A 25,157-nucleotide genomic window follows, 5' to 3' on the forward strand; every position below is an offset into this window, starting at 1 on the left:
AGAAGTGAAAAGGCATCCGTCTATTACATTAAATCCCTAGAATCGTTTGCAGCAAGGCCATTTGATCCACACCGTTAATCTTACGGATCATATTCTCAGCATCGATTTCTATTAATTCATTACCACCTATCGTAAGTTTATAGTAATGGGCAGCTACAGTGCATTTTAGAGTGGCTTTTTCAGCAGGTTTCCAGCTACCAAAATCAAATTCTTTGAATATGCCTCTGAGGTTGATAATTACTCCTTCAATATCATTACTACCACTTCCTTGCATTCCACCACGAAGAGTTAAAGATACTGAATTTCCATTTATCAACCCAAATAGCCGAAAAAGCTCTGTATCGTATTCAGAAAAAGTGAAATCTGCTTCAAGCTTTTCCATGCCCATGTCAATATTTATTGGAATATCCATACCACCAGCACGGTACTCTTCTGTTTTTATGGTAAGCTTTGGTAGCGTAATTTCATCTATTTTTCCTGCATAACCACGACCATCTACAAATACGTTAAAATTTCTCAGTATTTTGGGTAACACTTCGCTTTCTCCTAACTTATTACACTATTATTTACAAGATGGGATCTGAATATTATTTGCTCAGCTGGATATGGCGGTGTAAACTCAAAATCAAAAGACACTTTTCCGCTTGCAATATTTGCCGGTGTATTGAGTTCGGGAGTTGCATAACATTTTCCACTGATAATCGCTCCTTGTACTTTTAAATTGGCCAAATAAGAATTCACCCCCTCAATCACATCATCTATATAAGTTTTTGTGATATTGCGATCAACTGCCCAGAGATGAGCTCGAAGTAAACTATCGTTAATTAAATCTGCAGTGCGCCTTACTGATAGAAAAGCCCATTTCGAATCGTTTGAACATGTTCTATTTCCCCAAAGCCTATAGCCATTTTGATGAATTATCGTTGTTACTTCATTTTCATTTAAATGGTTTGCTCTACAATTTGTATTACCGAGCGTAAAATCAATAGGCCTGCTTGTTCCAACAATACCATTTATCTCTTTATTTGAAGGTGAGTGCCAAAATCCTTGTTCGCTATCTACTTTTGCTATTAAACCAGCTACAAATGGGCTTGCTGGCAAGGTTCCTTCTTTTCCTTCAATAAATACCTTAACCCAAGGGTCAACTACGTAAACTCTTGAGCTGCCTACACTTTTTCTCCATTTTATTGCTTCTTCATCATTAGTATTTGGTCCATCTGCAACAATAATTGCTCTTAATTTTTCTGCTATGGAAATTAAAGCACTCACTACTGGATTTACTCCATCTATTTCAGGTAACTGATGAGTAAACTGAGGAGCAATTAATATTCTTGGAGCAACATGAACTATACTTTCACTGTTGAGGAATGCCTCTATCCCTTGATACTCTCCAGTCTCTTTATCAACACCGCCAATTATATTCTTCAGCGTCTCTTCTTCTTTTAATTTTGGATCGCTGTTTTCACTCTCTTCAACTCTAATTACTATAACTGTTGCACCAATCTGGGAAAATATTCCATTTACTGCAGAAGGTAAACTTCCACTCTTTCCGAGCTTTACTGCTTCCTTTAAGCTTCCTGCAACTAACACTGGTTTATTTAGCGGAAATTTTTGCTCATCTGCTTCAGGTGCAGTACCAATTACACCTATCACTGATGATTTAGCTGTACGTACTGCTTTGGCCCCTGAGGTTACCTCAATAACATTTACTCCGTGCAAAAATTCTTCAGCCATTTCTTTGCATCTTTTGTTTAAAATCGTTTAGTAAGTTCTCTACACTTTTGGCTTCTGCAATTTTCTTCTTGGTAATGTCTTCCAACTCTTCACATTTCATTATTTCTTTTACTGCTTTTTTTACTTTTTCTTCAATGATTCTTGCCATTTCAGTAACTGTAATACCACGTACTTTTGCTAATGGCTCTATAATTTCTGCATCTTTTTCGTCTATAGATTCTGGTGCTGCTAGAATGTTTTCTGCGGCTTTTGCTTGTATTTCGTACGACTTAAGCTTCTGATGAGAATATCCTGCGTATTGGTGAGTATAGTTATTATAATAAGTACGGAGACTAGAAAGTGCAGAAAGTTTTGCATTTTCCAATAATTCCAGCTCAATATCTTCCTTATTCCTTTCAACAATTTTCTCCCCTTCTGTTAGACAATAGCTTTTTTGCCAATCAAAATCTTCTGGTGCTTCATACCAATCATTTCCAGTTGGCTTGTTTTCAAGTGTTGTTGTTTCAATCTGCTTGTGGTTTTCAAAACGTATATAAATAGTCATAAATTCCTCCTCATTGCCATATTTGATTAGTTCGTTCTAATCCTGGACATTGCCAAGCTTTTAGCGTTCTCTCCACATCTACTTCAAGTCCTGTAGTTAGAACATTGCTACGTATGTTATAAATCCCCCACTGAATAAATTGACCATAGTTATGTACATAATTTGATGCAAGCATACCTTGACTAACTTGTGTCCTGGAATACAGGTAAGATGATGTGTAAAGTAATATTGCAACTGTTTTTCCTGCTGGAATCTCCACATTACCAGATCCAGCTAACTTGCTATCAGAACTCGTGTATTGGTAAACATTTTTCCATATTATTCTTGAAATACTTGATTTATTAGAATTGGTATTATCTGGTGTTCCCACAAATAATCCTGCTCCCCCATACTCCGTACTCGAATACGATGATCCAACAAATTCTATTGTCTTATTTATGTTCACATTGGTTGTATTTTTTACAAATACTACTCCAAGTGCAGCATACGGATAATAGTATATCTCATCATAACTACCAGAAAAACTTTTTGTGCATAACTCTCCGTAAATAAATGTTCCTTTACTTCCCTCTATAAAACTGAGTTGTCTTGGCCGATAAAAACTAACGTAATCTGTATTGTACGTATGGCTACCTGCTAGTAGTTGTAACATATAGTCAGTTTTTGTTATATCACTACTCCACTTTCCAAGCTCTGTCGTAAAAGTTCCGTGGCCAAAATAATTATTTTTTCTGCCAAGTACACCAAATAAGAAAGGTAATGACCCTGGTTCAACCATGTTGCGCTTTCTTATTTCATTTATAAGAGACACTTTTAACTGTTCATCCCGAGTTTTTACCTCATTTATCAGGGATGTTTTTAATTGGTTATCACGAGTTTCTATTTCCCCAATAATTGATGAGCCAGATGGTACATTATTAACAGCACGAAAATCTTCTACTAAACCTTTAAGACCATCTTTATGACTATTACTAATGCTATTTATTGCTGCAATATTGGCATTCTTTCTCGTATCAAGTAGCGATAAATTTGTTGTTCCTTTTTCATCAATTCTCTTTAATAACTGCTTCTCTGATTCAGAGATCACTGCTAAAGAACTAGCTTTTTTATTATCCAGATCAGTTAAGTGTTTTTTTGCACTATCAAGAAGCTCTTTTAGCTTACCATCAGTCATCTGTACAATTTCAGAAACTGCACTTTTGTCGACTATTGATTCCAATGCTTTAGCAAGATATGCTAATTGATCTGGTGTACTGTTTGCTGCTAAATCCTTAAGCCTCTTTTGTAGTGCATCAATTATTCCTTTTACTTCAGTCATCTGCACAACGTTGGAAATAGCTTTTTTATCTGCTATCAATTCCAGCGATTTTGCAAGATATGCCAGTTGATCAGGTGTGCTACTTGCTGCTAAATCCTTTATCCTTTGGTATATTACTTCTTTCATTTCCAAAAATTTAAAAAAGTCTCAAAATTAAACCGCTCAAAATTACTCTTAAGTTGATTATGCTCATCTTCTCTTTCGGTAATATCTTCATCTATTTTTTCTATAGCTCTTCGAATACGTACCACATCTTGAACTGCAATATTTTCTGGATGAGGCAGTGGATATCCTCGTTTGGTTTGGTCAACAGTCATTATGTGACAATCACTCTGAGATTTTTTACCTTAGGGCGATAAACAACTGTTCCACTTAAAACTAATTTTACCCTAGTCTCATTGCCATTAAAATTTGATAGTACATGAGTTCTCTCCACCCAATTTTCCCCAATTGGTTTTCCTGATGTTAAATTTACTAATTGCCAATCCACATTTTTTTGCACATATGCTTTTACATCTGCAGTGCCAGGTATTAGCGCATCATACGTTATGGTAATTTTAGTGTTAGCTCCTGCTGTAATACTTCTTGTAACATAATCTCCAGACTCTGAAAGATTACCTAGAACTAGCTGTAACCCAGGATATAGCACTGGACTTTTTTCTTTTGACCCTTTTAAATTTGCCTTTACTGTTAACTCTCCAGATAGTCTTTCACGCAGCGCGAGCGGCAAGTTATCAGATAGAAAATTTTCTTTTCCTTCTTCATCTGTCAGAATAAATTCTACATTGGTATCAAATGCTACTTTTTCGACGTTCGTCAAAACAATTAAATCTGATACGTTATTTGCAGTAACTTTACCAAGATCAATAACGTGAGAATTTTCAGTGAACTTCGTTGCTAAAAGCCTAAAAGTTAGATCTAAATTTTGATGTGGTGTCCAAGTACTTGCGTTGCTAGATGAAAGTAATACTCCTACTTGATATGGCTGACTTGTTACCCAACGGCTATTTACTGCATCATATTTGCCAAGCTCTGCTATTTTTACTGCAGTATCTGCATCATCAGTGAGTAGAACTATTGCATACTCTTGTCCTGCATGGCAAAACACTGGTAACCAAGTAATACGTGTTGCTATGCCATCTATCTTTATATCTTTTGGCTCAATATAGCTTTCAGCAATGACAGTTTGTGAGGGCATTCCCACTGCTGTTTCTCTAATCTGCACAGCAACACGTTTTTTGCCTCTATTTAGTAGGGTCGAGAACTGGCGCGCCTCTTTAGGGTTTGGTGGCTGATCCATTATTTTCATGTTGGTCCTCAATCCAAAATTCCCATGTTTACGTTTCCAATTCCCGCCTCATCAAACGCAGCATGCGGATTTCCCGCACTACGCTTTCCTAGTAGATTCTTACCAAAGTTTATAACATATTGTGCTGGTAAGGCTTTCGGAACGTAATATCTTATTCTATAGTCCGAATATAGACCAAGGGTCTCATATATACATTCGCTACTCCACCTTTCCCAACCAAATCCTTTTGCTTTTCTGGCTTGCATCATATTGCGTCTTGTTTTCTTCTCTACCCACTGTTTAACGTAGCTGAAGCTTCGACTTGAGTTTCCTATTCTAAAGTAGTTTACCCACCCTCTCAATATTGGATTGATGATCTGAATCACTCTCCTTATTGGTTGCGATTTATAGTTACTGAATACCTTCTTCAACTTTTGAAGTAGGCTTGTTCGTGTTTTCATCTGTGGTGTTATCTGTACTCTCCACTTTCCTTGTTTTGTAATTTTCTTTCGAAAGTCAAATCCTAGAAAGCCGAATGTTTCTCCTCTCTTTAGATTGGCAATTTTTGTCTTTTCTTCATTTACACTTACTTCTAGTTTTGCTAATTCTTCTTGTAACCTTTTGTACACTAATTTCTCGAGCCATTCCCATCTCTGGTGCCCATCTATCAGTATCACTAAATCGTCTGCCCATCTGGCGTATTCTATACGTTGATATTTTTCTTCCCTGGTCACCTCTTTTGCTCTCTCTAGCATTTTGTCTACCTCATTGAGGTATATATTGCTCAACAACGGTGAGATCGGCGACCCTTGCGCTATTCCTCGTTTTCCTCCTACCTTAAGGATTAGCTTGATCAAGTGCATGATTTCTTTATCATTTATTCTCTTGGCAATTTTCTCCATGAGAATATGATGTCGTACGTTATCAAAATAGGATTTCAGGTCTACATCAATACATTTTGTATTGCCTTTGATTGCTGCTTTCGCTACTCTGCTTACTGCTTCATGCGCTTTTCTCTTGGGTCTATATCCATATGATCCGTCCTGAAAGTCAGATTCATATATCGGTTCAATTATTAGCTTTAGTGCACTTTGCACTATTCTATCCCGGATGCAGGGTATGTTCAACGTTCTGAGTTTTCCCCCAACTTTTGGTATTTCCTTTCTCCGGTTCCTATTTGGGCTATAGGTTTTGGTTATTAGTTCATGTCTTATTTGCTGAAGATACTTTTCTAAGCCTTCTGCCTCTATCGATTTGAATGTTACCCCATCAATTCCTGGTGCCCCATTGCTTTTCTTTGTTAGCTTATATGCTTCTTCTAGTGTCTCCATCTTGCAGACGTGTACATAGATTCCCCAGAATCGCCATTCCGGTTCTGCTTTCGCTTTGATATATATCTTTCTTCTCAGGTCTTGTAATTTTATTGGCATTTTTGTCATTTTTACCTTTACCTTCCTTTTGTTAAAAGATCTCTACTAGTAGGGTGCCTTTGCTCCATGGGCGTTACCCCACTTCTTCGCTACTACACACCCATCCGCCACCCTTTCATCTTCGGTTCATTTCCTGTTTTCCAGTTATAGAACCTACCACTCCAAGGTTTTTCTCCTTGGGATGAGGAGGGTTTCTCCAGTTGCTTTATATGTCCTTATTACCATGCTGCCACTATCACCCCGCTAAAGTAGGTATGCTGTATCATTCGTGTTTCAGCCTCCTATATTGCTTTCGCCCTGGTTCAGTGGGCTCGGCCTTTAGTACTTAGAGTTTTTCCGGGGCCACCCATGTGTTCGTTTTCACTGCGGCCTGGTAATTCGCCATTATCCTACGATAACGTTGTCGGTAGGCTTCAACATTTTGGTTTCCCTCCACATTGCTACCCTAGCTACAGGACTCCGACTTTTATCCTGGTGGGTCTGACTCCCACTGAACATCTTCACCTTCTCTGGACACACTGAACCACAAACTAAAGCTTTTCGATTACTGGCAAATCAATCAGCTAATTGGGCAAAGTGGGATGATGAGCTTTTGAAAGTAGAAATTCAAGAGTTAGAAGATTTACAGTTTGATCTTAAAATGACTGGATTTGAATTAGAAAAAGTTCAACATTTCCTTGATGATTTAGATAGTGAAAAAGAAGATTTTTCTGACTTGGTTGGTGATGACAAAAAGGTAGAAATAACAAAACCAGGTGATCTATGGATTTTAGGTGATCATCGAATCTATTGTGGTGATAGCTCTGTAGTTGAATCATATAAAGCGCTGTTAGATGATAAAATGGCAGACATTACTGTTTGTGATCCTCCATATAACGTTGATTATGGTAGCAGTCAAGAAAGAGAGGATAAAAAGATACTAAACGATAATCAAGGTGAAAAGTATGAGCTTTTTCTCTATGATATTTGTACTCATATTTTAGCATATACTAAAGGTGCAATTTACATCTGTGCATCATCATCAGAGTTTTCAACGTTGCAAAAAGCATTTGAGGAAGCGGGAGGAAAATGGTCAACTTTTATCATTTGGGCGAAGAATCACTTTACGCTAGGAAGATCAGATTATCAAAGACAATACGAAGCAATGCTTTATGGATGGAAAAGCGGCAATAAACGTGAGTGGCATGGCGGTAGAAATCAAAGTGATCTGTGGTTTTATGATAAGCCAATACATAACTCACTGCACCCAACAATGAAGCCAGTAGAGCTAATGGAGAGAGCAATAGTAAACAGCAGCAGATCAGGAGACATAGTACTTGATCCATTTAGCGGTTCTGGAAGTACACTGATTGCATGTGAGAGAACAGGAAGAATTTGTAGGACAATAGAGCTAGATTCAAAATTTGTAGATGTAACCATAAAACGTTGGCAAGTGTACACAGGTAGGGAAGCAATTCTTTCTGGTGCTGGTAAAACTTTTTCAGAGATTCAAGAAGAAAAACAGTAAGAAAAAAGTGGAAAAGATAACGCAAACAGAAATTTAGTAAGCCTTGGTAGTTGTAATATTAATTTACTGGTATATACCGTATTTTAATGAGTTTAGCGTAACAAATAACTTTGGATTAAATGTGGTGTACTCAATGAATCAAGAAAAGACGTCAGCTGGAGTAGTAACGTCGCAAACAAATAATGAAGCATCGTTTTCTGAAGAAGTAGAAAATAATGTTTCAAATTCTACACTATCTGTTAAGGAGAGAATTGAATTGTTTGAAAAAGGTACGAAGCAAGAACCTGACCTGAACACTGAATGCAAACTAGCTTCTTTAAATGTGATTAGCAATAGTAGCGATAGCAGTATTACAGCAAAAATAGACGAAGCAGGTGCTGATTTTTCAGTGAGTTGTTCTTCTTTAGTATTTGATGATGGTAAAGACATAGAGGACGAATTTAATGCAGTTTGTGAGGCAAATGGAATAGAATATAACCGTCCGTATTCTCTTGATCAGCTTGAGGCAGCATCCAACACATCTTCCAACCCCAAAATAGACAATACAAAAGAAATGCAAAAAGAGGAAGAGGATAAAGAATTAGGAGATAAACCAAAGCCGTTACCTAGGAATGGAATGTTGGAGAAGGACAATATTAGAAATGTAGCTCCACCTTCACCTAGAACAGCAGAAAATCATCGGTTGAGTATTATTCAGGATATTGCACCACCAAAGCTACCGCATTCTTCTTTCCAATTAAATGGAGAAAAATGTGATGAGCAAGAAGCTATAGGAGAACCTATGTATGCAACTATAGACAAAAATAAAAAATTCTCGAAAAGAGGTTTAGATGGTGAAATAAACGATCAAAGTCCGGAGATGGAAAAGTCAAATTCTGAAGAAACATCAATTAAGAAAGGATCAGAAGATATAATTGGTGAACCTGTAGATCTGAATACAAAATTTTTAAAAAAGAGTTTGGAAGGAAGTGATAGTGGAATAGACAATAGAAGTGCAGAGATGACAAGATCAAATTCTCAAGTAACAGAAATGAGTGAGTCTTGTGGCAATCAAGGATGGGAGAATATGTCATTAAATCATGATAGTCCAGTTACACTTTCAACTAGCTCATCAGAAAAAAGTGATAATGAAGAAACCCCGTTAATTAAAAAAGAAAAGAAAACAAATAGAATTTTGCCAAGAGTAAAATATGCAGTGCAGCAGAAGGAATTTATAATTTTCGGTATAGCTGCTGTTGCACTTAGCGTTTCTGCAGCTTTGGTATATTTACAGGATAAAGCACAATTTATTGCATTTTTTGCAAACAGTGTCATCTATGTAACTATACCAATTCTAGCTGTTGCATTATTGGTTGCAATTAGTCCGATATTTTGTGGAATAAAGCAATTTAGAGATACTGAAGAGTGTCAAATAGGGAGAAAGAATGCGAATGAAACTTTGAATCAGGTGCGAGAGTATCAATCAAAAGATAAAGTAATAAAATCAGTCAAACTGGAATACGGCAATGGTACTCATTCGCATTTTACACTTAACGCTTGGGAGGGTAAGAACAACTTCATTAATATTGACGACAAAGTCATTAGTAGAAGAAATAAAGTAGAATCAGTAATCAAAGATAGGCCATTATTTACAGCATTATTAAGCAGTTTGGTTGCTGCAAATATAGTATTGCCTTTATTACTGTATGTAGAAGGTGGTATTAATAGTGTACAGAAGTTTTACCAGAACGCTTTGATTAATAACGTAGGGTTATCACTACTTATAGGCTCGAGTATACTTGCACTATCAGTGATATTCCTTGGAGTACATTACTACAGAAAAACAAATTGCACAAATCTTGTATATTGTGAGGAAAGAATTGAACCAGAAAAAGTTAATGGAAAGTTCATTGAGGAAATAAAGGAAGCAAGGACAAAAGTGCTTGAAGAAAACCATAGTAAAGATGCCAAATGCAGCAGTTTAACGCTAGAGCAAGTAGTGGTTGAATCTCATAACTACAAAGATGCAATTTATAGTATTAGTTGAAAATGGCCAAATTTCACTATGTAAAAAGAAAGCAGCTATAAACCGGAGTACTTCGCTCTATATTAGTAAAATATCTCTAAGACGCCGGCAAGTATAAACAGGTAGGAAATTGCTGATACTGGCAAAACCTTTTCAGAGATTCAAGAAGAAAATTCGTAGAAACAAGAGAGAGGAGAAAAAAAAGTGAAAATCACACAAACAGAATGGGCAAGAGAGATAGGAGTATCAAAGCAATATGTCTGTTATTTAGTAAAAAAAGGAATAGTTGAGTTGGAGGATGGTTTGATCAATAGAGAACAAGCAAATAAAGCGGTGGCAGCAATAAGAGATCCAAGTCAGCCACTTAGGAGGAAAAATCCAGAAAACGAAAATACAAATAACCTTTCTACAATGTTGCTAAAAACGCGAATAAAAAATGAAATGGAGCGAGGAAGGTTGCTAGAAGCAAAGGCAAAAGCTGAAATAGGAGAACTTGTAGCAGTAGAGGAAGTAAAAAGTGAGGCATTTAACGTAGCAAGAGTTGTACGTAATAATTTGCTTAATGTTCCAAATAGAGTTTCAGCACTGCTTGCATCACTGAGTGACACTGAAAAAATTCACGAGACGCTAACTGAAGAGATTACAAACTCACTTGAAGAATTATCTAACGCTAAATTTAAAATATAAAAAGATTTTGAATACAAAATGGCTGATAACTTAAGTTTAGAGTTAATAAAGTGTTTAATCAATCAACCTGGATTAGATGTTAATGTCAGAGGGTTAAACGGAAAAACTCCACTGCATTGCGCTATAGAGTTTGATGAATTAAGCATGGTAGATTTGTTACTCACGAAGAAGAACATTAATCCTTTTGTGGAAGATAATGAAGGTAAAACATCTCTTGATTACGCCAAAGAAGGGAAAAAAGCAGAAATATTACAAGCACTAATTAATAACAAGTACGGGTCAGAACAAGATAGCTTACTTCATTTAGCTGCAATGATAGGTGAAATTAATGCAGTGAGATATTTGATCAGAAAAGGTATTGACGTTAATGTACGAAATGCTTTGCACCATACTCCATTACATCTAGCAGCAGGCATAGGACATGCAGAAGTTGTAAAGATTCTGATAAGAGAAGGAAAAGCTGAAATAGATGTCTTTGATGCACGAAATCAGACACCAATGCACTATGCAGTTAATAATAAAAAGTTGGAGATAGTAAAGTTACTGCTGAAGCTTGGAGCAGATGTGAATAGTGCACGCATGGGACAAAACTCAATGAAATTGTCACCTGTGCATATAGCTGTAAGTAATGCTAATTACGATGAAAGAGACTTATGTCTTGATATCCTCAAATCCTTAATAAAGGAGCCTAATGCTCAAGTAAATTTGCAAGACTACGAAAATAAAACACCACTACATTATGCTGAAAGACTAAAAACAATAGAAGTTTTACTAACGCGAGAAGATATAGACCCTCTGGTAAAAGACGATAGCGGTAAAACACCATTTGATTACGCTAAACCTGAGATAAAGAAGGCTTTGATGAGTAATAAATACGGTTCTGAAAAGAATAGTCTACTCCATTTAGCTGCACAAAGAGGAGAAATTGAGATTGTAGATGCAATTTTAAGAGAAGAAATCGATATTGATATTGTAAATAATAAAGGTTTATCACCGGTTTACCTTGCTGCGGAAAAAGGGCATTTACATGTAGTAAAGTTATTGCTGAAAAAAGGAGCAAATTATACACCTGTTTTACATTTAGCAATTAAATCAAACAATTTAGAGTTACTTAAAGTTTTGTTTACTGAAAAAAATGGGTCTTTGCTCTGCAGAGATACCGTTGTTAATTTTCCAACCCTTCATAATAAATATATAGCACAGAGAGAAATAGCAGATAAAAGGACGAAAAAACATAATAATATTATCTGCATCTATACTACAGTCAGCGCAATAGCAGTAGCAGTATATATAGGGTTGATAACAACAACAATAAGCAGTGCAATCATTTTTGCAACAATAACAGGGGTATTTGCACTTGTTATAGCAATAATGATAAGTGAGATGAGCAAAAGATATATAGAAAAGGAATTTCAGAAAAAGATGTTTATGGAATTGGATGAGTGTAGTTCTATTGTTAATGATGTCGAGATAGAACCAGTTATGAGTAGATGCAGACAATGATATACGCTACATCTTTTTCTGAAGGTTTAAGGCCAGATCCCCAGCTTAAAGTATCAGAGTGGGCGAATGAGTATCGAGTTTTAGCGCCAACTGCAGCATCAGAGCCAGGTAAATGGAGAACAGAAAGAACTCCTTATTTAAAAGAAATAATGGATTCACTATCACCATCTTCACCTGCAGAAAAAGTAGTATTCATGAAAGGAGCGCAGATTGGGGGAACAGAAGCTGGCAACAATTGGATTGGCTATATCATCGATCAAACACCAGGTCCAATGCTGGTAGTACAGCCAACAGTTGAAATGGGAAAACGTTGGTCGAAGGGAAGATTTGCACCGTTAATAGAGAGTACACCATGTTTAAAAAGTAAAGTAAAAGACCCAAGGTCAAGAGATTCAGGGAATACTGTACAAAGTAAGGAGTTTCCAGGTGGAATAGTAGTAATAACTGGAGCGAATAGTAGTGTAGGACTGAGATCTATGCCAGTAAAATATCTCTTTCTTGATGAAATAGATGCCTACCCAGGAGATTCAGGAGGAGAAGGAGATCCAGTACTGCTCAGTATTGCTCGAACTAATACATTTGCAAGGCGAAAGATTTTTTTAGTATCGACACCAACGATTCATGGAATAAGCAGAATTGAGAAAGAATTTGAAGCAACAGATAAGAGATATTTTTTTGTTCCCTGTCCGTATTGTAATTACTATCAAGTTCTAAAATGGTCACAAATAAAATGGGAAGATAAAAATCCAAGTACAGCACACTATATATGTATAGAATGTGGTGAAAAGATAGAAAATCATCAAAAGACAGAGATGCTTGAACGTGGAGAATGGAGAGCTACAAATCAAGTACACAATAGCAAAGTAATAGGATTTCACCTTTCAAGTCTTTATAGCCCAGTTGGGTGGTATAGTTGGCAACAAGCAGTAGAGGATTTTCTGCATGCAAAGGAAAGTGAACAATTACTGAAAGTTTGGATCAACACAACGCTTGGAGAAACCTGGGTAGATAAAGGAGAAGTACCTGATTGGAAGCAATTATTTAACAGGAGAGAATTTTTTCAGATTGGCACAGTACCAAGGAGAGAAGTGGTACTTACTGCAGGAGTAGATGTCCAAAAAGATCGTCTAGAGGTGGAAGTTGTAGCATGGGGAAAAAGTCGTGAAAGTTGGTCAATAGACTACCGAGTATTTGAAGGAGATACAGGAAGTAGAGAAGTATGGAAAAAGCTTTCGGAGCTCCTCAATCATCATTTTATTGGTGAAAATGGGCTTGAATATATGATAAGTATGATGGCGGTTGATGCAGGGTATGCAACGCAGGAAGTTTACAACTGGGTGAGAAGTCATCAAGGGTCTGGAAGAGTAATGGCAGTGAAAGGTGTAAATAAAGCACTAGTGCCGCTGAGCAGCCCAAGTAGAGTAGATATAACAGTTGGAGGGCAAAAGCTGAAAAGAGGAATAAAGCTCTGGCCAGTCGGAGTATCGATATTAAAGTCAGAGCTTTTTCAATTACTTAATATTTTAAAAGAAGGTGAAGAAACACCGCCAGGGTATTGTCATTTTCCCGAGTATGCACCTGAGTATTTTAAGCAACTAACGGCAGAGCAATTAGTCAGCAAAGTAGTAAAAGGATATACCAAACAAGAGTGGCAAAAGGTAAGAGAAAGAAATGAAGTACTAGATTGCCGAATTTATGCAAGAGCAGCATCGATAGCACTGGGAATAGACAGATGGCCAGAGAGTAAATGGAATAGTTTAAGTGAAAAACCGGAAAGTAAAAAATCAAAGAAAATAGTCAAAAGCAAATGGATCAGCAAGTAATAAATGTATAACGAAGATTATTTAATTCAAGTCGAAGAAGCGATAAAGAAGCTGCAAAACGGAGAGCGAGTAGTATCAATTGCATATGGTGATCATGTGGTAAGATATGCAGAAGTAGATATAAATGATTTACTAAACTTAAGACAACGAATTAAAGCTGAGCTAAAGATTGCTGGAGTGGAGCCAAAGAGGAAAATTATTTTTTCAACGAGTAAAGGAATTTTATAAATGCTACTAAAAACCTTCAAACAATTATTCAACAAGCCAAAAATCAAAAGTTCAGCCTGGGATGCAGCAGGCTCAGGAAGAAGATTTTTTCACTTTCAACCAGAGTTAGGAAGTATAAACAATTTGCTGTCTCAAAGCCTTGAAACTTTACGTAGTAGATCACGTGATATGGTGAGAAAAAATCCTTACGCTGCAAATATAATTGATACGATAGTAAGTAACTCTATTGGAACAGGAATAAAACCACAATCAAAAGCAAGAGATGGAGAATTTCGAAAGAAGGTGCAAGAATTATGGCTAAGATGGACAGATGAAGCAGACAGTAGTGGAGTAAGTGATTTTTATGGATTACAAGCTCTAGTATGCAGAAGTATGATAGAGGGAGGAGAATGTTTTGTACGTTTAAGAACGAGAAAGCTGGAAGATAGATTTTCTGTACCACTACAACTGCAAGTACTTGAGTCTGAACATTTAGACAATAAAACAAATCAAACTTTAGCAAATGGTAATGTAATAAGAAACGGGATTGAGTTTAACAAGCTTGGGCAAAGAGAAGCATATTACTTATTTAGAGAACATCCAGGCGAAGGCTCATTTGGAGAATCAGTAAGAGTACCAGCAAATGATGTTTTACATATTTATAGACCACTAAGACCTGGGCAAATTAGAGGAGAGCCATGGCTTTCGAGTATACTGCTAAAGCTCTATGAACTTGATCAATATGATGATGCAGAATTAGTACGAAAAAAGACTGCAGCAATGTTTGCGGGATTTATTACGAGACTTGATCCAGAAGCAAATATCATGGGAGAAGGTGAAGCAAGTGAGCAAGGAGTAGCACTATCTGGCCTGGAACCTGGAACAATGCAGCTTTTAGACCCAGGAGAGGACATAAAATTTTCAGAGCCATCAGATGTTGGAGGAAGTTATGAAGCGTTTATGAGACAGCAACTGAGGGCAATAGCAATAGGTACAGGAATAACATATGAGCAGCTAACAGGAGATTTAACAAGCGTTAATTATTCATCCATTCGGGCAGGGTTGATAGAGTTTCGCAGAAGGTGCGCAATGTTACAGCATAACGTGATAGTGTTCCAGTTTTGTAGACCTATTTGGAATAGATGGCTAGAATTAGCAGTGTTTTGTGGAGAACTGAGTATAGATGAAAAAGTAGTAAAAGCAGCGAAAGAAGAAGTAAAATGGATACCACAGGGATTTGATTGGGTGGATCCACTGAAAGACCAGCAATCGCAGCAAATGGCAGTAAGGAATGGATTTAAGAGTCGATCGGAAGTAGTATCAGAAATGGGTTACGATGTTGAAGAAATAGATCAAGAAATAGCAGAAGATCAAAAACGTGCAAATAGTCTCAACTTAATGTTTGACTCTGATTGTAAAGGATTATGATGCTCTTAGGAAAACCATTAATGCTTGAACCAAGGAGTTTTGAGCTATTGTCATTAAACAATCAAAAACATCCCACGTTTAAAAACATAAAGCACTCCATCAAAAGTAACGTAGAAAGAACTGCAATTATAGCAATACATGGAATCTTGACTAAAAAACCAGGTGCGTTTGATGAAATGCTCGGGATGACATCATATGAGCAAATAGAAGAACAAATCAAACAAGCATTAGCAGATAGTAGCATAGAGACAATTATGCTGGAAATAGATAGCCCCGGAGGAGAGGTAAACGGTATATTTGACCTAGCTGACTTTATTTATGAATCAAGAGCAAAAAAGAGGATAATAGCGATAGCAAATGATGATGCATACTCTGCTGCATATGCTATAGCTTCAAGCGCTGAGAAGGTATTTGTGAGCAGAACTTCTGGTGTTGGCAGTATTGGAGTAATAGCAAGTCATATAGATCAAAGTAGATTTGATGAAAAGCAAGGTGTTAAGTACACCACAATCTTTGCTGGTAGTCGAAAGAATGATTTAAACCCACATGAGCCAATGACGTCTGAAAGTCTGGGAAGCTTACAAAAAGAAGTAGACCGACTATATGAAATGTTTTTGCAGCTAATAGCAAGGAACAGAGGTCTTTCAATTGAAAAGATTCGATCAACAGAGGCAGGGCTATATTTTGGGGAGAAAGCAGTAGAAATAGGCCTTGCAGACGGAATGACAATTCTTTCATCTATTAATAAAAACAGGAGTATTACTATGAATGAACAAACTACAAATGACCTAGAAACTGATAATTTAACCAAGTATCGTACTGAAGTTCTTGAATTAATACGTTTATGTAATTTATCGAAGATGCCAGAAAAGATAGGAGAATTTATTGAGCAAAGTGTAAGTGTTGAGCAAGCTAGGGAAGTTTTAATGGAATTACTTGCAGAGAGAACAAAGAAGACAGAGATACTGAGTGCAATACCACAGAATTCAGGAGAAGAATTGATGATGCAGGTAGCGAAAAGTCGTAGGAGTTAAAGTATTTTTATAACCGCCGTATATAGCATTGATAAAAGCGGCGGTAAGCAGTTAAGGAGAGAAATTTATGAGTTGTATAAGCGAACAAAATAATCTGGGTGACTTATTAAAGTATGAGGCATCAAGTCTATATTCAAGAGATCAGATAACAGTAGCAAAAGGGCAGAACCTAAAGCTTGGTACAGTAGTGGCTCTCGATAAAGATAGCATGGTTAAGATAATAAATCCAACTGCCACAGATGGTACACAAACAGCGATAGGTGCAGTAGTAAGTGATGTAAATGCGACAGAAAATGCTAAAGCAGTAATTATTACTCGTTGTGCAATACTAGCAGATCATGCGGTTGTGTGGCCAGCAAATATCACTGAAGAGCAGAAAGCTGCAGCAATAAAGCAACTTGAAGCACGAGGGATCATTGTCCGCAAGGGAATTTAACTAAAATTAATAGGAAAAAAAGGAGAGAAAAAATGCAAAATCCATTTACAAATACAGCATTTAGCATGACGGCACTAACAAATGCGATAAATATATTGCCGATAAATTATGGACGAGTTGAAAATCTAAATTTGTTTCCAAGTAGGTCAGTAAGATTTAGACATATTACCATAGAAGAACACAACGGAGTATTAAGTTTATTACCAACGCAAGTACCAGGGGCGCCAGCAACAGTAGGAAAAAGAGGAAAAAGAAAGGTAAGAACATTTACGATTCCACATATTCCGCATGATGATGTAGTGTTACCAGAGGAAGTACAGGGAATAAGGGCATTTGGATCAGAAAGTGAACTTAAAGCGCTAGCAGACGTAATAACTGACCATTTACAGCTAATGAGAAACAAACATGCAATAACATTAGAGCATTTGCGAATGGGAGCGCTGAAGGGAATAATTTTAGATGCTGATGGGTCAGAATTATTAAATCTGTACAACGAATTTGAAATAACACCAAAAGTAGTAAATTTTGCCCTTGGAACAGCAACAACTGATGTAAAACGTAAGTGTCTGGAAGTATTGCGGCATATAGAAGATAACCTAAGTGGTGAATATATGACTGGAATTCATGCCTTGGTAAGCCCTGAGTTTTTTGATGCACTAACTTCTCATGCAAAAGTAAAAGAAGCATATGAAAGATTGTAAGTTAAAAATGTGATATAAAAGAGATAAGAGGGAAAGATAACCCTACTCACTATAGGAATAGGGCTATCACGGGCGTGTGCGACCGAATGAAAATTGGTATTACAACCGTAGCCATCAAGGTACACTAGCCCTATCCCTCGATACGTTTGAATAGTTGTGTGGGACATATATGTGCACCCGTTTACAATCTTAAATTAATTAAACTATCGAGGTTATTATGATTGCATCTTATCAAAATTTTATTGGCATTGATATTGGAAAATTCAAAAATGTTGCTGCAGTGTACAACCAAAAAAACACTATCAAGTTCAATAATAATGATGCTGGTTGGCAACAATTGTTTCAAGAATTTTCAAATATTCTACCTAATTCTTTTGTAACTTTAGAAAATACAGGAAAATATGAGCTTGGTTTAGCACGTTCTCTTGTTGATATGAATGTTGCTGTGCATCGAGCTAATACTCGTAAAGTAAAAAGTTTTATCATATCACATGGAACTTTAGCAAAAACTGATCAATCAGATGCAAAAGCCCTTGCTCAATATGGTTTTGAACGCTATAGTGCTCTATCTCTATTTGTGCCTATGTCAAAAGAACAAACTGCCTTAGTTGCACTCTGTCAACGTCGTGATGACATTACGCAAATGAGAACTCAAGAGAAATGTAGGCTTGCAGCACCTGAAAACGACTATATAAAGGAAAGTTGCCAAAAAACAATAGACTTTTTTACCAATCAGATAAATGAGTTCAACGATGCCATACAAAGAATTATTGATAAAAATCCAGAGTTACAAAAGCGTCAAAAGATCCTGAGAACAGTGCCAGGAATAGGTCTCAAGCTATCTCAAGTTTTTGTGTGTCTAATGCCAGAACTTGGCTACCTAAACAAAAAAGAAGTTGCAAGTCTTGCTGGGGTTGCTCCACATCCAAAAGAAAGCGGTAAAACTATTGGTTACCGAAGGATAACAGGTGGTAGAAGCAATGTTCGTGCAAAGCTTTTTACAGCTGCTATGGCCGCTGCAAGATCTAAATCTGCACTTGGTGCTTTTTACTCTAATCTTATTGGTAGAGGTAAAAAGAAGATGGTAGCTATAACAGCTCTAATGCGAAAAATCATAGTAATTGCCAATGCAAGACTTAAAGAAGCAATTAATATGAAATAAAAAAATCTGCATAGAAAATAGGTTAACGGATATGTGCGTCTACACACATTTAAAGCACATATTCGTTAACCATAAAATCTAAGCAGTGGTTGCTGTTTGATATAAATTTCTTTCTGTATAAACTGGGATCTTTGTTGCCAAAATACATTTTTCAATTGAATAAAAATGCAAAATTATGAACAAATGAGACTAAACTCAAAAAATTTTAAAAAACATAGTTGATGGCAAGAAGGAGCAGCACTTCGAAATGATATGAGGTCAGGGTTTACATTTTGTGGCATAACGTTTGAGGAATATAGAGGGCAAGCAACTGACCCTGAAGGAACGGTTAGAAGATTTATTGAGAAAGATACAGGGCACTGTTTTCCACTAGGAACAGCAAGCACGTTTACAACATATTTTGCACCAGCAGACTTTAATGAGACGGTGAATACTCTCGGACAGCCACTCTATGCAAAACAAGAGCCAAGAAGATTTGATAGAGGGACCGATTTACATACGCAGTCAAATCCTCTACCAATGTGCCACCGCCCGGCCGTTTTGGTCAAGATCGTTGCAGCATAACAATACTGGTAGAGTAACTACAAGGTGGTGAGGCACAGAACGACTCTACCGGTATGCGCTTTCTTAGCATGTAAAGGTTAGTATATCAAAAAGAAATATGCAAGAGAATATTAAGCGATTATTAGAAGATTGTTTTGCCCATTTAGGAGAAGTGGCTTTATATAAATCAAAGGATAAGTCATATATGGTACAGGTGTTAAAGCAAGAGCCAGATAAATTATACGAGATTGGTGAAGGGCAATTTGTAGGAGAAACTTTAGTGTTGGAAATAAGTGCGTTTGATCTACTGCAGCCAATTGTAGGAGATATTTTTGTTATAGGTGACCGTAAATATAAAGTATATTCTCCACCGCTGCAAGATAATTCAGGAATGGTATGGAAAATTCGAGCGTCAGGAGTATAAATGCGTATTAACACCGGTAGTATTATACAAAGTATAGATGCTGAAAGGAAAAAAGTGGAAAAAGTGACGGTGAGTGCATTAAACAAAACAGCAATATGGCTAAAATCAAAAGCAGCTAAGGAAATTAGTGAGGAAAAGAGAATAAAATTAAGTTTGATAAGAAAGAGATTAAGAATTTTTAAAGCAAAAACAAGCAGATTAGAAGTGTTAATTAGAGCAAATCTCTACGACATTAGAGCATCGACAATTGGCAAAATACAAAAAACAAGAAGAGGATCGAAAGTAGGAAAGCATGAGTTTATAGGAGGATTTGCAGCAGTTATGCCAAAAGGAAATAGCGGTATGTTTAAACGTGAAGGAAGGGCAGCATTGCCAATAAAGGAAGTTAAGTTGCCACTCGAACCTGAGGCTTCAAGGATAATAGGGAATCTTGTTAATTATGAAGTTGAAAAGGTATTTGAAAAATATTTTATACATTACATGAGTTAAATTATATGCATGACAAAGTTCTGGAAAGATTTACATAAAGCAATTTGCAGCACACTGAAGGAAGAAATACTGGCTATACAGACATGTGAAATTTATCCAGCAATAAGGAAAGAATTAGTAGCGCCAGCGGTGTTTGTAGAACTAACAAGTTTAGAACCAGGTAAAGATGCAGGTACTGATGAATTAGCATTGAAAGCCAGGTTTGAGGCGAGGATTGTAGTTGATGGAACAGTAGAGGATTCCTCGGTAGTTGTTAGAACATTAGCTGCTGAGGTTGCGAGAGTAGTAAATAAAAATACTTGGAATGTGGAAAATGTTTCACCAGGAGAATTTATCTCTGCGGAAATTGACGGATTTAGGCCAGAGCTCGATGCATATTTAGTGTGGATGGTTGATTGGAGTCATCAGCTTCATTTAGGTAAATCAGTATGGGAAGAGGGGAAAATTAAACCACATACAATAAACGTAGGAAATATAAATGTTGGATCATAGTTTTGCGATTTCAGAGCTGAATAGGAAGCTAGCAAACGTTATTCGTATAGGAATTGTAAAAGAAATAGATTATGAAAAAGCAAAAGTAAGAGTGAAAATAGGAGATATTGTAACAGATTATCTGCCATGGATAACAAGCAAAGCAGGAAAAGATAGAGATTGGTCTCCTCCAGATATCGATGAACAAGTAATGGTATTTTCTCCTCTTGGTGAACTATCATTAGGAGTGGTATTAGGAGGAATATATCAGGAAAAATACTCTGCACCAGAGAATAAAAAAGAAATAAATAGTGTGAAGTTTCAGGATGGAACAAGATTGTTATATGATAAAGAGAAGCATCATTTAGAGATTGAAGTAGTAGACAAAATAACATTGAAAGCTGGAGGATCGAGTATAGAGATGACAAAGAGTGAAATAAAACTGAAAGCAGATAAAATAGAACTTAATTAATTGGAAAAATGAATAAATCAGTTGTGCGAGTAGGAGATTATTGTGCAGAAGCAACACCACATTTTTGCATTAGCGGCAGTAATAATGTTTTTGTGAATGGTAAGCCAGTTTGCCGTAAAGGAGATAATTTTACAGAAGGAAGAGTATTAACTGAAGGATCAAAAACAGTGTTTGCAAATGGTCTTGGTATAGGAAGAGTAGAAGATATAGTTTCATGTGGATTTAAAGTAATAAAAGGCAGTGAAACCGTGTTTGCAGGCTAAAAATGAAAGGAATGGATGCTAAAAGAGGGAAAGAATTAAAAGGAATAGAGCACTTGAAGCAATCAATAGTTGATATTTTGACTACTCCGAAAGGTAGTAGAATTATGAGAAGAGATTATGGCTCAAGATTATTTGAATTGGTGGATAAGCCAATAAATAGAGATTTAACTTTGGAAATCTATGCAGCAACAGCAGAAGCACTGGGGAAATTTGAGAAGAGATTTAAGTTAGAAAAAGTAAAGATTGCTGAAGCTAAAGAAGGAAAAATGACTCTTGTACTTGAAGGTATGTATCTTTCAGAAGGCAAATTCATAGGTATTAGTGGAGTAGTTGTTTAGAAATGCAGACATCTAATATTATTGAAAAACTAAGCTATGAGGAAATCTTTTCGAGAATGAAGGAAGAATTGGTCCGTAGAGATGAAACCTTTTCAGCGTTAGTAGAATCCGATCCAGCAATAAAGATTCTGGAGGTAGCAGCATGGCGAGAACTTCTGCTCAGAGAAAGAATAAACGAAGCAATAAAAAGTAATTTATTTAAATTTGCGACAGGAGAAGATCTTGATAATTTGGCTGAATTTTATGGAGTAGAGAGAGAAAAAGAAGAAGATGATGAACGATTTAGAAAAAGAATCAAAGCAAAAATAAAGGGGTGGTCAACAGGAGGAAATTATCGTTATCATGCACTTTCGGCAGATAGAAGAGTAAAGGATGCGCTAGTAGAATCACCTATACCAGGGAAAGTACAAATTTCAATCTTATCAACAGAATTATCCACAACTGGCATAGTGTTAGAAGAGCTACTAGAAATTGTAAAAAAGCAGGTTACTAGGGATGATATAAGTGTTTTAACAGATACGATAACAGTAATTGGTTGCAATATTACGGAAATAGATATTCACAGCAGAATGAGCATAAATCCTGTAATATCAGAGGAAGAAATCAAGAAGCAGTTTATTAAGAAGTTTGAAGCAAATAGAAGACTGGGATGGAATGTTACAAGATCATGGATAATAGCAAATCTATTTGTAGAGGGTGTAGAAAATGTGGAATTAATCGAGCCAAGAGAGGATGTTATGGTGCTAGGTAACGAGTGTGCAAATTTGAGAAATTTAAAGATTGAGTTGAATTAATGTTACTGCCACCAAACGCAACAAAGCAAGAGCAAGCATTGGTTGATGCAACAGATTATAAGGTTGATCCAAGCTGTATAAGAGGGTTTAAATTTAGATTAGAAGAAGAAACATTGCCGTGGTTGATTGAGGAATATGGTTTAGAAGAGATACTGCGTTGGGTAAAAGATAGAAGAAAAGCCGTAATAGAAGGAGTAAAATTTCAAAGACTGAGAGGAACTCCAGCATCACTAAAAATAGCACTAAAATGGGCAAATATAGAAGATATTAAAATTATCGAAGAACCACCTGGTAAACATTTTTTTGAGTTGCAAGTAGGGATAAAAGATGTTCCAAATGACTTCTTCGTAGATGCAGTAGTAGAGCTGGCAAAACTATCACTGCCTGTAAGATCCAGATTGATGAGGATTTTTAACGATTATTATAATGCGCAGAGATTTATATTGGATGAGAGTTTATTTGGAGATCTTCTTTCTGATTATTCAGGGGTAAAAATAGAAAAAGATGGACCAGTGTTATCATTTGGAAGAGTAAATTTTTTCAGGTCTAGTGGTCCAGTTATTAGGATTATAGAAAACTATCTACGCGATCATTATGAACGAGCTTTAAGCAATGATATATATCGCCTAGATGTAGCAATCCTTGGAGAAACCGAGCCTCACACAAAGAATTATAACGGTATTTATGAAAGAAATCATTTGTGGTACAACTTAAAAGCACTATATCCATTACCACAGAGTTTATTACCATCGATTAAATTTGCAAAAGCGCAGATAGTATTATCAGACAGTTGGGATTTAGGAGACATAAATACGTGCTTTCCAGTTAGTAGCGTAGAAGAAAGAGGAAATAAATTTGTATTGGGAAGCGATAAACTTTCAGGGCAATATTGGAATTTAAAACACAAGCCAATTTTAGAAAGATTTAGCGTTACTCACAACTATAAAGTAGAAAATTATACAGATCAGAAGGTCAGAAAATATGTTTTAGCAGAACACAACATTTACTATAAAAACGATTTAGAGCAAAAAGATTCAATACACGAATTAGAAAATTACATTTTAGTATTTTATCCAGGAGTACTGAAGTGGCACGAACATCGACATTTGCACAGAAGTTGGAAAAGTAGTCAAGTAATATCTCTAATAAGCTAAGCATTTATATTTAGATCCTCATATATTATATTAATAATAGGTAAAAGTGTATGAAATAAAAAGAAAAAGACTTGCTTTCTTATGCTAAAATAGACATGACTTGAATAGCAGCAGGTAAATATAAGAAATTTATCTGACGCTAGAAAAGCTAATTTTGTGAGGTATGAAATGAGTTTTAGCAAGAGTAAGTTTTTTAAAGAAGTATCAAGTAACGATATTAATAAAAGAAATGAAGAAGGAGAGACGATATTGCACCAAGCAGTAGAAATCTCCGATTACACAACAGTGAGGTTATTAATAAAAAAAGGGGCAGAGGTTAATGCAAGAGATAAAAATGGTTATACACCTCTGCACTGTGCAGTATTCGCAAAAAGTTTAGAAAATGTAAAAGTGCTGCTAAGAGAAGGAGCAGAAGTAAATGCCACTCAATATGTCACTGGATGTACGCCACTCCACTCTGCGTGCAAAGGAGCAGGAGTTGAAATAATAAAAGAGCTAGTAAAAGCAGGAGCTGAAGTTAATCAACTGAATAAGTACGGCGCAACGCCAATGTATTACATCTGGGAAAGTGAAAAGTATCGTCTATGTGATAGCAAAGAGAGTGAAAAGGCGAGTAAATTTTTGAGAGAAAAAGGAGGAATAACAAAAAGTAGAGAACTGACGTGCTATGGAATAGAGGGGCTAGTGGGAGAAATAGCAGACATGTTGAATGGAAGCTACATGCCGGAGCTAAAAATAATAGAGATAGGAGAAATAAGGAAGAGAGACAAATCGCTAATAAAGAAAGAATGTCAAAATTTAGCAAGCAAGATAATCAGCCAAGTGAATGCAATGATAGATGAGGTGGTAAAAAGGAAGGCTTAGGTTTAAAGAAAAGGTGGGGTAAGTTATGGTAAAGCTGGGTAAAAAAGATGAGTCACTATTAGAGAACTCGTTTAAAAATATTTATGAAAGAGACGAAAAAGGAAGAACAGCTCTACATTATGCAGTAGAGGTAAAAATAGTGAGGTTATTAATCGAAAAAGGAGTAGATGTGAATGCAGCAGATGTAAGAGGACATACAGCACTGCATCTAGCGATAACGGAGAAGCGTCTAGAAACAGTTAGAGAATTGATAAAATCAGGAGGGAATGTAAATGCTGAAGAGTATGGCAATAAATGCACTCCGCTGCATCTTGCATGTATGGTAGGAGAAAAAGAAATAGTGGAGGAGCTAGTAAAAGCAGGGGCTGAAATAGAGCAAGCAGATAAATTTGGAATAACAGCGATGGATTATGCAAAAAATAGCAAAGAAATAGCCGAGGTATTAAAGAAGGAAACAGAGAAAATGGAAAGTTTGTTAAAAAAATAAGAGTCGTATCAGAAAGCGCAACAGCAGTTGGCAAAGGAAGGGCTAGACCAA

The 25,157-nt window shown here is 36.4% G+C and carries 26 protein-coding genes and 3 pseudogenes; 22 read left to right on the top strand and 7 right to left on the bottom strand.

The features are described 5' to 3' along the window. Nucleotides 1-28 precede the first annotated feature (28 nt). Genes ONG78_RS07430 through ltrA form a run of 7 tightly spaced genes read right to left on the bottom strand, consistent with a single transcriptional unit; the run spans nucleotide 29 to nucleotide 6,323 of the window. Nucleotides 29-535 carry a phage major tail tube protein gene (locus ONG78_RS07430; RefSeq protein ID WP_019236469.1) on the bottom strand — a complete coding sequence of 169 codons (507 nt, stop codon included), beginning with the start codon at nucleotides 533-535 and terminating at the stop codon, nucleotides 29-31. A gap of 11 nt (nucleotides 536-546) precedes the next feature. Beyond that, nucleotides 547-1,734: a phage tail sheath subtilisin-like domain-containing protein gene (locus ONG78_RS07435; protein ID WP_264378030.1), complete on the bottom strand. Its 1,188-nt coding sequence runs from the start codon at nucleotides 1,732-1,734 to the stop codon at nucleotides 547-549. After that, nucleotides 1,727-2,278, bottom strand: a complete 552-nt coding sequence (locus ONG78_RS07440) for a hypothetical protein (protein WP_017532577.1) — start codon at nucleotides 2,276-2,278, stop codon at nucleotides 1,727-1,729. Before ONG78_RS07440 ends, ONG78_RS07435 begins: the two co-directional genes overlap by 8 nt. 10 nt (nucleotides 2,279-2,288) lie before the next feature. Then, on the bottom strand, nucleotides 2,289-3,722 hold the full coding sequence (locus ONG78_RS07445; RefSeq protein ID WP_264377709.1) for a hypothetical protein: 1,434 nt from the start codon (nucleotides 3,720-3,722) through the stop codon (nucleotides 2,289-2,291). Then, a complete protein-coding gene (locus ONG78_RS07450; protein ID WP_264376462.1) occupies nucleotides 3,719-3,913 on the bottom strand; it encodes a hypothetical protein in 195 nt (64 codons plus the stop codon). Before ONG78_RS07450 ends, ONG78_RS07445 begins: the two co-directional genes overlap by 4 nt. Beyond that, on the bottom strand, nucleotides 3,913-4,905 hold the full coding sequence (locus ONG78_RS07455) for a hypothetical protein (RefSeq protein WP_264377710.1): 993 nt from the start codon (nucleotides 4,903-4,905) through the stop codon (nucleotides 3,913-3,915). The genes ONG78_RS07450 and ONG78_RS07455 overlap by 1 nt, the downstream gene beginning before the upstream one ends. An 8-nt stretch (nucleotides 4,906-4,913) precedes the next feature. Further along, on the bottom strand, nucleotides 4,914-6,323 hold the full coding sequence (gene ltrA / locus ONG78_RS07460; RefSeq protein ID WP_264377598.1) for a group II intron reverse transcriptase/maturase: 1,410 nt from the start codon (nucleotides 6,321-6,323) through the stop codon (nucleotides 4,914-4,916). A 511-nt stretch (nucleotides 6,324-6,834) separates the two neighbouring features. On the opposite strand from ltrA, the pseudogene ONG78_RS07465 reads away from it, so the two are divergent. From ONG78_RS07465 to ONG78_RS07570, 22 genes and pseudogenes are all read left to right on the top strand, one after another. Beyond that, nucleotides 6,835-7,821: pseudogene (locus ONG78_RS07465) on the top strand (DNA-methyltransferase); the annotation flags it as partial. A 133-nt stretch (nucleotides 7,822-7,954) separates the two neighbouring features. After that, nucleotides 7,955-9,847: a hypothetical protein gene (locus ONG78_RS07470; RefSeq protein ID WP_141456759.1), complete on the top strand. Its 1,893-nt coding sequence runs from the start codon at nucleotides 7,955-7,957 to the stop codon at nucleotides 9,845-9,847. A gap of 183 nt (nucleotides 9,848-10,030) precedes the next feature. Next, on the top strand, nucleotides 10,031-10,513 hold the full coding sequence (locus ONG78_RS07475; protein ID WP_264377566.1) for a hypothetical protein: 483 nt from the start codon (nucleotides 10,031-10,033) through the stop codon (nucleotides 10,511-10,513). Between the two features lie 18 nt (nucleotides 10,514-10,531). After that, a complete protein-coding gene (locus ONG78_RS07480; protein WP_015588999.1) occupies nucleotides 10,532-12,016 on the top strand; it encodes an ankyrin repeat domain-containing protein in 1,485 nt (494 codons plus the stop codon). Beyond that, entirely contained in the window at nucleotides 12,013-13,839 is a 1,827-nt protein-coding gene (locus tag ONG78_RS07485) for a phage terminase large subunit family protein (RefSeq protein ID WP_015588998.1), read from the top strand. The genes ONG78_RS07480 and ONG78_RS07485 overlap by 4 nt, the downstream gene beginning before the upstream one ends. A gap of 3 nt (nucleotides 13,840-13,842) precedes the next feature. Beyond that, a complete protein-coding gene (locus ONG78_RS07490; protein WP_019236402.1) occupies nucleotides 13,843-14,067 on the top strand; it encodes a gpW family head-tail joining protein in 225 nt (74 codons plus the stop codon). Next, entirely contained in the window at nucleotides 14,068-15,474 is a 1,407-nt protein-coding gene (locus ONG78_RS07495) for a phage portal protein (RefSeq protein WP_141456763.1), read from the top strand. After that, nucleotides 15,474-16,508 carry a S49 family peptidase gene (locus ONG78_RS07500; RefSeq protein WP_019236400.1) on the top strand — a complete coding sequence of 345 codons (1,035 nt, stop codon included), beginning with the start codon at nucleotides 15,474-15,476 and terminating at the stop codon, nucleotides 16,506-16,508. The genes ONG78_RS07495 and ONG78_RS07500 overlap by 1 nt, the downstream gene beginning before the upstream one ends. A 67-nt stretch (nucleotides 16,509-16,575) precedes the next feature. After that, a complete protein-coding gene (locus ONG78_RS07505; protein WP_047759659.1) occupies nucleotides 16,576-16,944 on the top strand; it encodes a head decoration protein in 369 nt (122 codons plus the stop codon). A 32-nt stretch (nucleotides 16,945-16,976) separates the two neighbouring features. After that, nucleotides 16,977-17,639: pseudogene (locus tag ONG78_RS07510) on the top strand (major capsid protein); the annotation flags it as partial. A gap of 223 nt (nucleotides 17,640-17,862) precedes the next feature. Continuing rightward, nucleotides 17,863-18,807 (top strand): IS110 family RNA-guided transposase, encoded by a 945-nt coding sequence (locus tag ONG78_RS07515; protein WP_264377456.1) that lies wholly within the window; start codon nucleotides 17,863-17,865, stop codon nucleotides 18,805-18,807. A gap of 222 nt (nucleotides 18,808-19,029) precedes the next feature. Continuing rightward, nucleotides 19,030-19,371 (top strand): annotated as a pseudogene (locus tag ONG78_RS07520) (major capsid protein); the annotation flags it as partial. Between the two features lie 97 nt (nucleotides 19,372-19,468). Further along, nucleotides 19,469-19,774: a head-tail joining protein gene (locus tag ONG78_RS07525; protein WP_108784462.1), complete on the top strand. Its 306-nt coding sequence runs from the start codon at nucleotides 19,469-19,471 to the stop codon at nucleotides 19,772-19,774. Further along, entirely contained in the window at nucleotides 19,775-20,263 is a 489-nt protein-coding gene (locus ONG78_RS07530; protein ID WP_019236396.1) for a phage tail protein, read from the top strand. Between the two features lie 9 nt (nucleotides 20,264-20,272). Continuing rightward, the gene (locus ONG78_RS07535; protein ID WP_015588266.1) at nucleotides 20,273-20,755 is read left to right on the top strand and encodes a hypothetical protein; all 483 of its coding nucleotides are present in this window, start codon (nucleotides 20,273-20,275) and stop codon (nucleotides 20,753-20,755) included. Beyond that, nucleotides 20,742-21,206, top strand: coding sequence for a phage baseplate assembly protein V (locus ONG78_RS07540; RefSeq protein WP_019236395.1), 465 nt, complete (start codon nucleotides 20,742-20,744; stop codon nucleotides 21,204-21,206). The genes ONG78_RS07535 and ONG78_RS07540 overlap by 14 nt, the downstream gene beginning before the upstream one ends. An 8-nt stretch (nucleotides 21,207-21,214) precedes the next feature. After that, the gene (locus tag ONG78_RS07545; protein WP_019236394.1) at nucleotides 21,215-21,469 is read left to right on the top strand and encodes a PAAR domain-containing protein; all 255 of its coding nucleotides are present in this window, start codon (nucleotides 21,215-21,217) and stop codon (nucleotides 21,467-21,469) included. A 2-nt stretch (nucleotides 21,470-21,471) separates the two neighbouring features. Beyond that, the gene (locus tag ONG78_RS07550; protein WP_019236393.1) at nucleotides 21,472-21,807 is read left to right on the top strand and encodes a GPW/gp25 family protein; all 336 of its coding nucleotides are present in this window, start codon (nucleotides 21,472-21,474) and stop codon (nucleotides 21,805-21,807) included. A 2-nt stretch (nucleotides 21,808-21,809) separates the two neighbouring features. Further along, nucleotides 21,810-22,601, top strand: coding sequence for a baseplate assembly protein (locus ONG78_RS07555; RefSeq protein WP_019236392.1), 792 nt, complete (start codon nucleotides 21,810-21,812; stop codon nucleotides 22,599-22,601). After that, entirely contained in the window at nucleotides 22,601-23,755 is a 1,155-nt protein-coding gene (locus ONG78_RS07560; protein WP_262986670.1) for a phage tail protein, read from the top strand. Before ONG78_RS07555 ends, ONG78_RS07560 begins: the two co-directional genes overlap by 1 nt. Before the next feature lie 168 nt (nucleotides 23,756-23,923). Next, a complete protein-coding gene (locus tag ONG78_RS07565) occupies nucleotides 23,924-24,619 on the top strand; it encodes an ankyrin repeat domain-containing protein (RefSeq protein ID WP_019236389.1) in 696 nt (231 codons plus the stop codon). Between the two features lie 25 nt (nucleotides 24,620-24,644). Further along, entirely contained in the window at nucleotides 24,645-25,106 is a 462-nt protein-coding gene (locus ONG78_RS07570) for an ankyrin repeat domain-containing protein (RefSeq protein ID WP_262986671.1), read from the top strand. Nucleotides 25,107-25,157: the final 51 nt, after the last annotated feature.

The sequence above is a fragment of the Wolbachia endosymbiont (group B) of Philonthus cognatus genome, assembly GCF_947179345.1.
GTDB lineage: Bacteria > Pseudomonadota > Alphaproteobacteria > Rickettsiales > Anaplasmataceae > Wolbachia.

Coding starts and splice junctions, on each gene's coding strand:
- ONG78_RS07435 (WP_264378030.1), bottom strand. CDS start 1,734: ATGGCTGAAGAATTTTTGCACGGAGTAAATGTTATTGAGGTAACCTCA.
- ONG78_RS07440 (WP_017532577.1), bottom strand. CDS start 2,278: ATGACTATTTATATACGTTTTGAAAACCACAAGCAGATTGAAACAACA.
- ONG78_RS07445 (WP_264377709.1), bottom strand. CDS start 3,722: ATGAAAGAAGTAATATACCAAAGGATAAAGGATTTAGCAGCAAGTAGC.
- ONG78_RS07450 (WP_264376462.1), bottom strand. CDS start 3,913: ATGACTGTTGACCAAACCAAACGAGGATATCCACTGCCTCATCCAGAA.
- ONG78_RS07455 (WP_264377710.1), bottom strand. CDS start 4,905: ATGAAAATAATGGATCAGCCACCAAACCCTAAAGAGGCGCGCCAGTTC.
- ltrA (WP_264377598.1), bottom strand. CDS start 6,323: ATGACAAAAATGCCAATAAAATTACAAGACCTGAGAAGAAAGATATAT.
- ONG78_RS07470 (WP_141456759.1), top strand. CDS start 7,955: ATGAATCAAGAAAAGACGTCAGCTGGAGTAGTAACGTCGCAAACAAAT.
- ONG78_RS07480 (WP_015588999.1), top strand. CDS start 10,532: ATGGCTGATAACTTAAGTTTAGAGTTAATAAAGTGTTTAATCAATCAA.
- ONG78_RS07485 (WP_015588998.1), top strand. CDS start 12,013: ATGATATACGCTACATCTTTTTCTGAAGGTTTAAGGCCAGATCCCCAG.
- ONG78_RS07490 (WP_019236402.1), top strand. CDS start 13,843: ATGTATAACGAAGATTATTTAATTCAAGTCGAAGAAGCGATAAAGAAG.
- ONG78_RS07495 (WP_141456763.1), top strand. CDS start 14,068: ATGCTACTAAAAACCTTCAAACAATTATTCAACAAGCCAAAAATCAAA.
- ONG78_RS07500 (WP_019236400.1), top strand. CDS start 15,474: ATGCTCTTAGGAAAACCATTAATGCTTGAACCAAGGAGTTTTGAGCTA.
- ONG78_RS07505 (WP_047759659.1), top strand. CDS start 16,576: ATGAGTTGTATAAGCGAACAAAATAATCTGGGTGACTTATTAAAGTAT.
- ONG78_RS07515 (WP_264377456.1), top strand. CDS start 17,863: ATGATTGCATCTTATCAAAATTTTATTGGCATTGATATTGGAAAATTC.
- ONG78_RS07525 (WP_108784462.1), top strand. CDS start 19,469: ATGCAAGAGAATATTAAGCGATTATTAGAAGATTGTTTTGCCCATTTA.
- ONG78_RS07530 (WP_019236396.1), top strand. CDS start 19,775: ATGCGTATTAACACCGGTAGTATTATACAAAGTATAGATGCTGAAAGG.
- ONG78_RS07535 (WP_015588266.1), top strand. CDS start 20,273: ATGACAAAGTTCTGGAAAGATTTACATAAAGCAATTTGCAGCACACTG.
- ONG78_RS07540 (WP_019236395.1), top strand. CDS start 20,742: ATGTTGGATCATAGTTTTGCGATTTCAGAGCTGAATAGGAAGCTAGCA.
- ONG78_RS07545 (WP_019236394.1), top strand. CDS start 21,215: ATGAATAAATCAGTTGTGCGAGTAGGAGATTATTGTGCAGAAGCAACA.
- ONG78_RS07550 (WP_019236393.1), top strand. CDS start 21,472: ATGAAAGGAATGGATGCTAAAAGAGGGAAAGAATTAAAAGGAATAGAG.
- ONG78_RS07555 (WP_019236392.1), top strand. CDS start 21,810: ATGCAGACATCTAATATTATTGAAAAACTAAGCTATGAGGAAATCTTT.
- ONG78_RS07560 (WP_262986670.1), top strand. CDS start 22,601: ATGTTACTGCCACCAAACGCAACAAAGCAAGAGCAAGCATTGGTTGAT.
- ONG78_RS07565 (WP_019236389.1), top strand. CDS start 23,924: ATGAGTTTTAGCAAGAGTAAGTTTTTTAAAGAAGTATCAAGTAACGAT.
- ONG78_RS07570 (WP_262986671.1), top strand. CDS start 24,645: ATGGTAAAGCTGGGTAAAAAAGATGAGTCACTATTAGAGAACTCGTTT.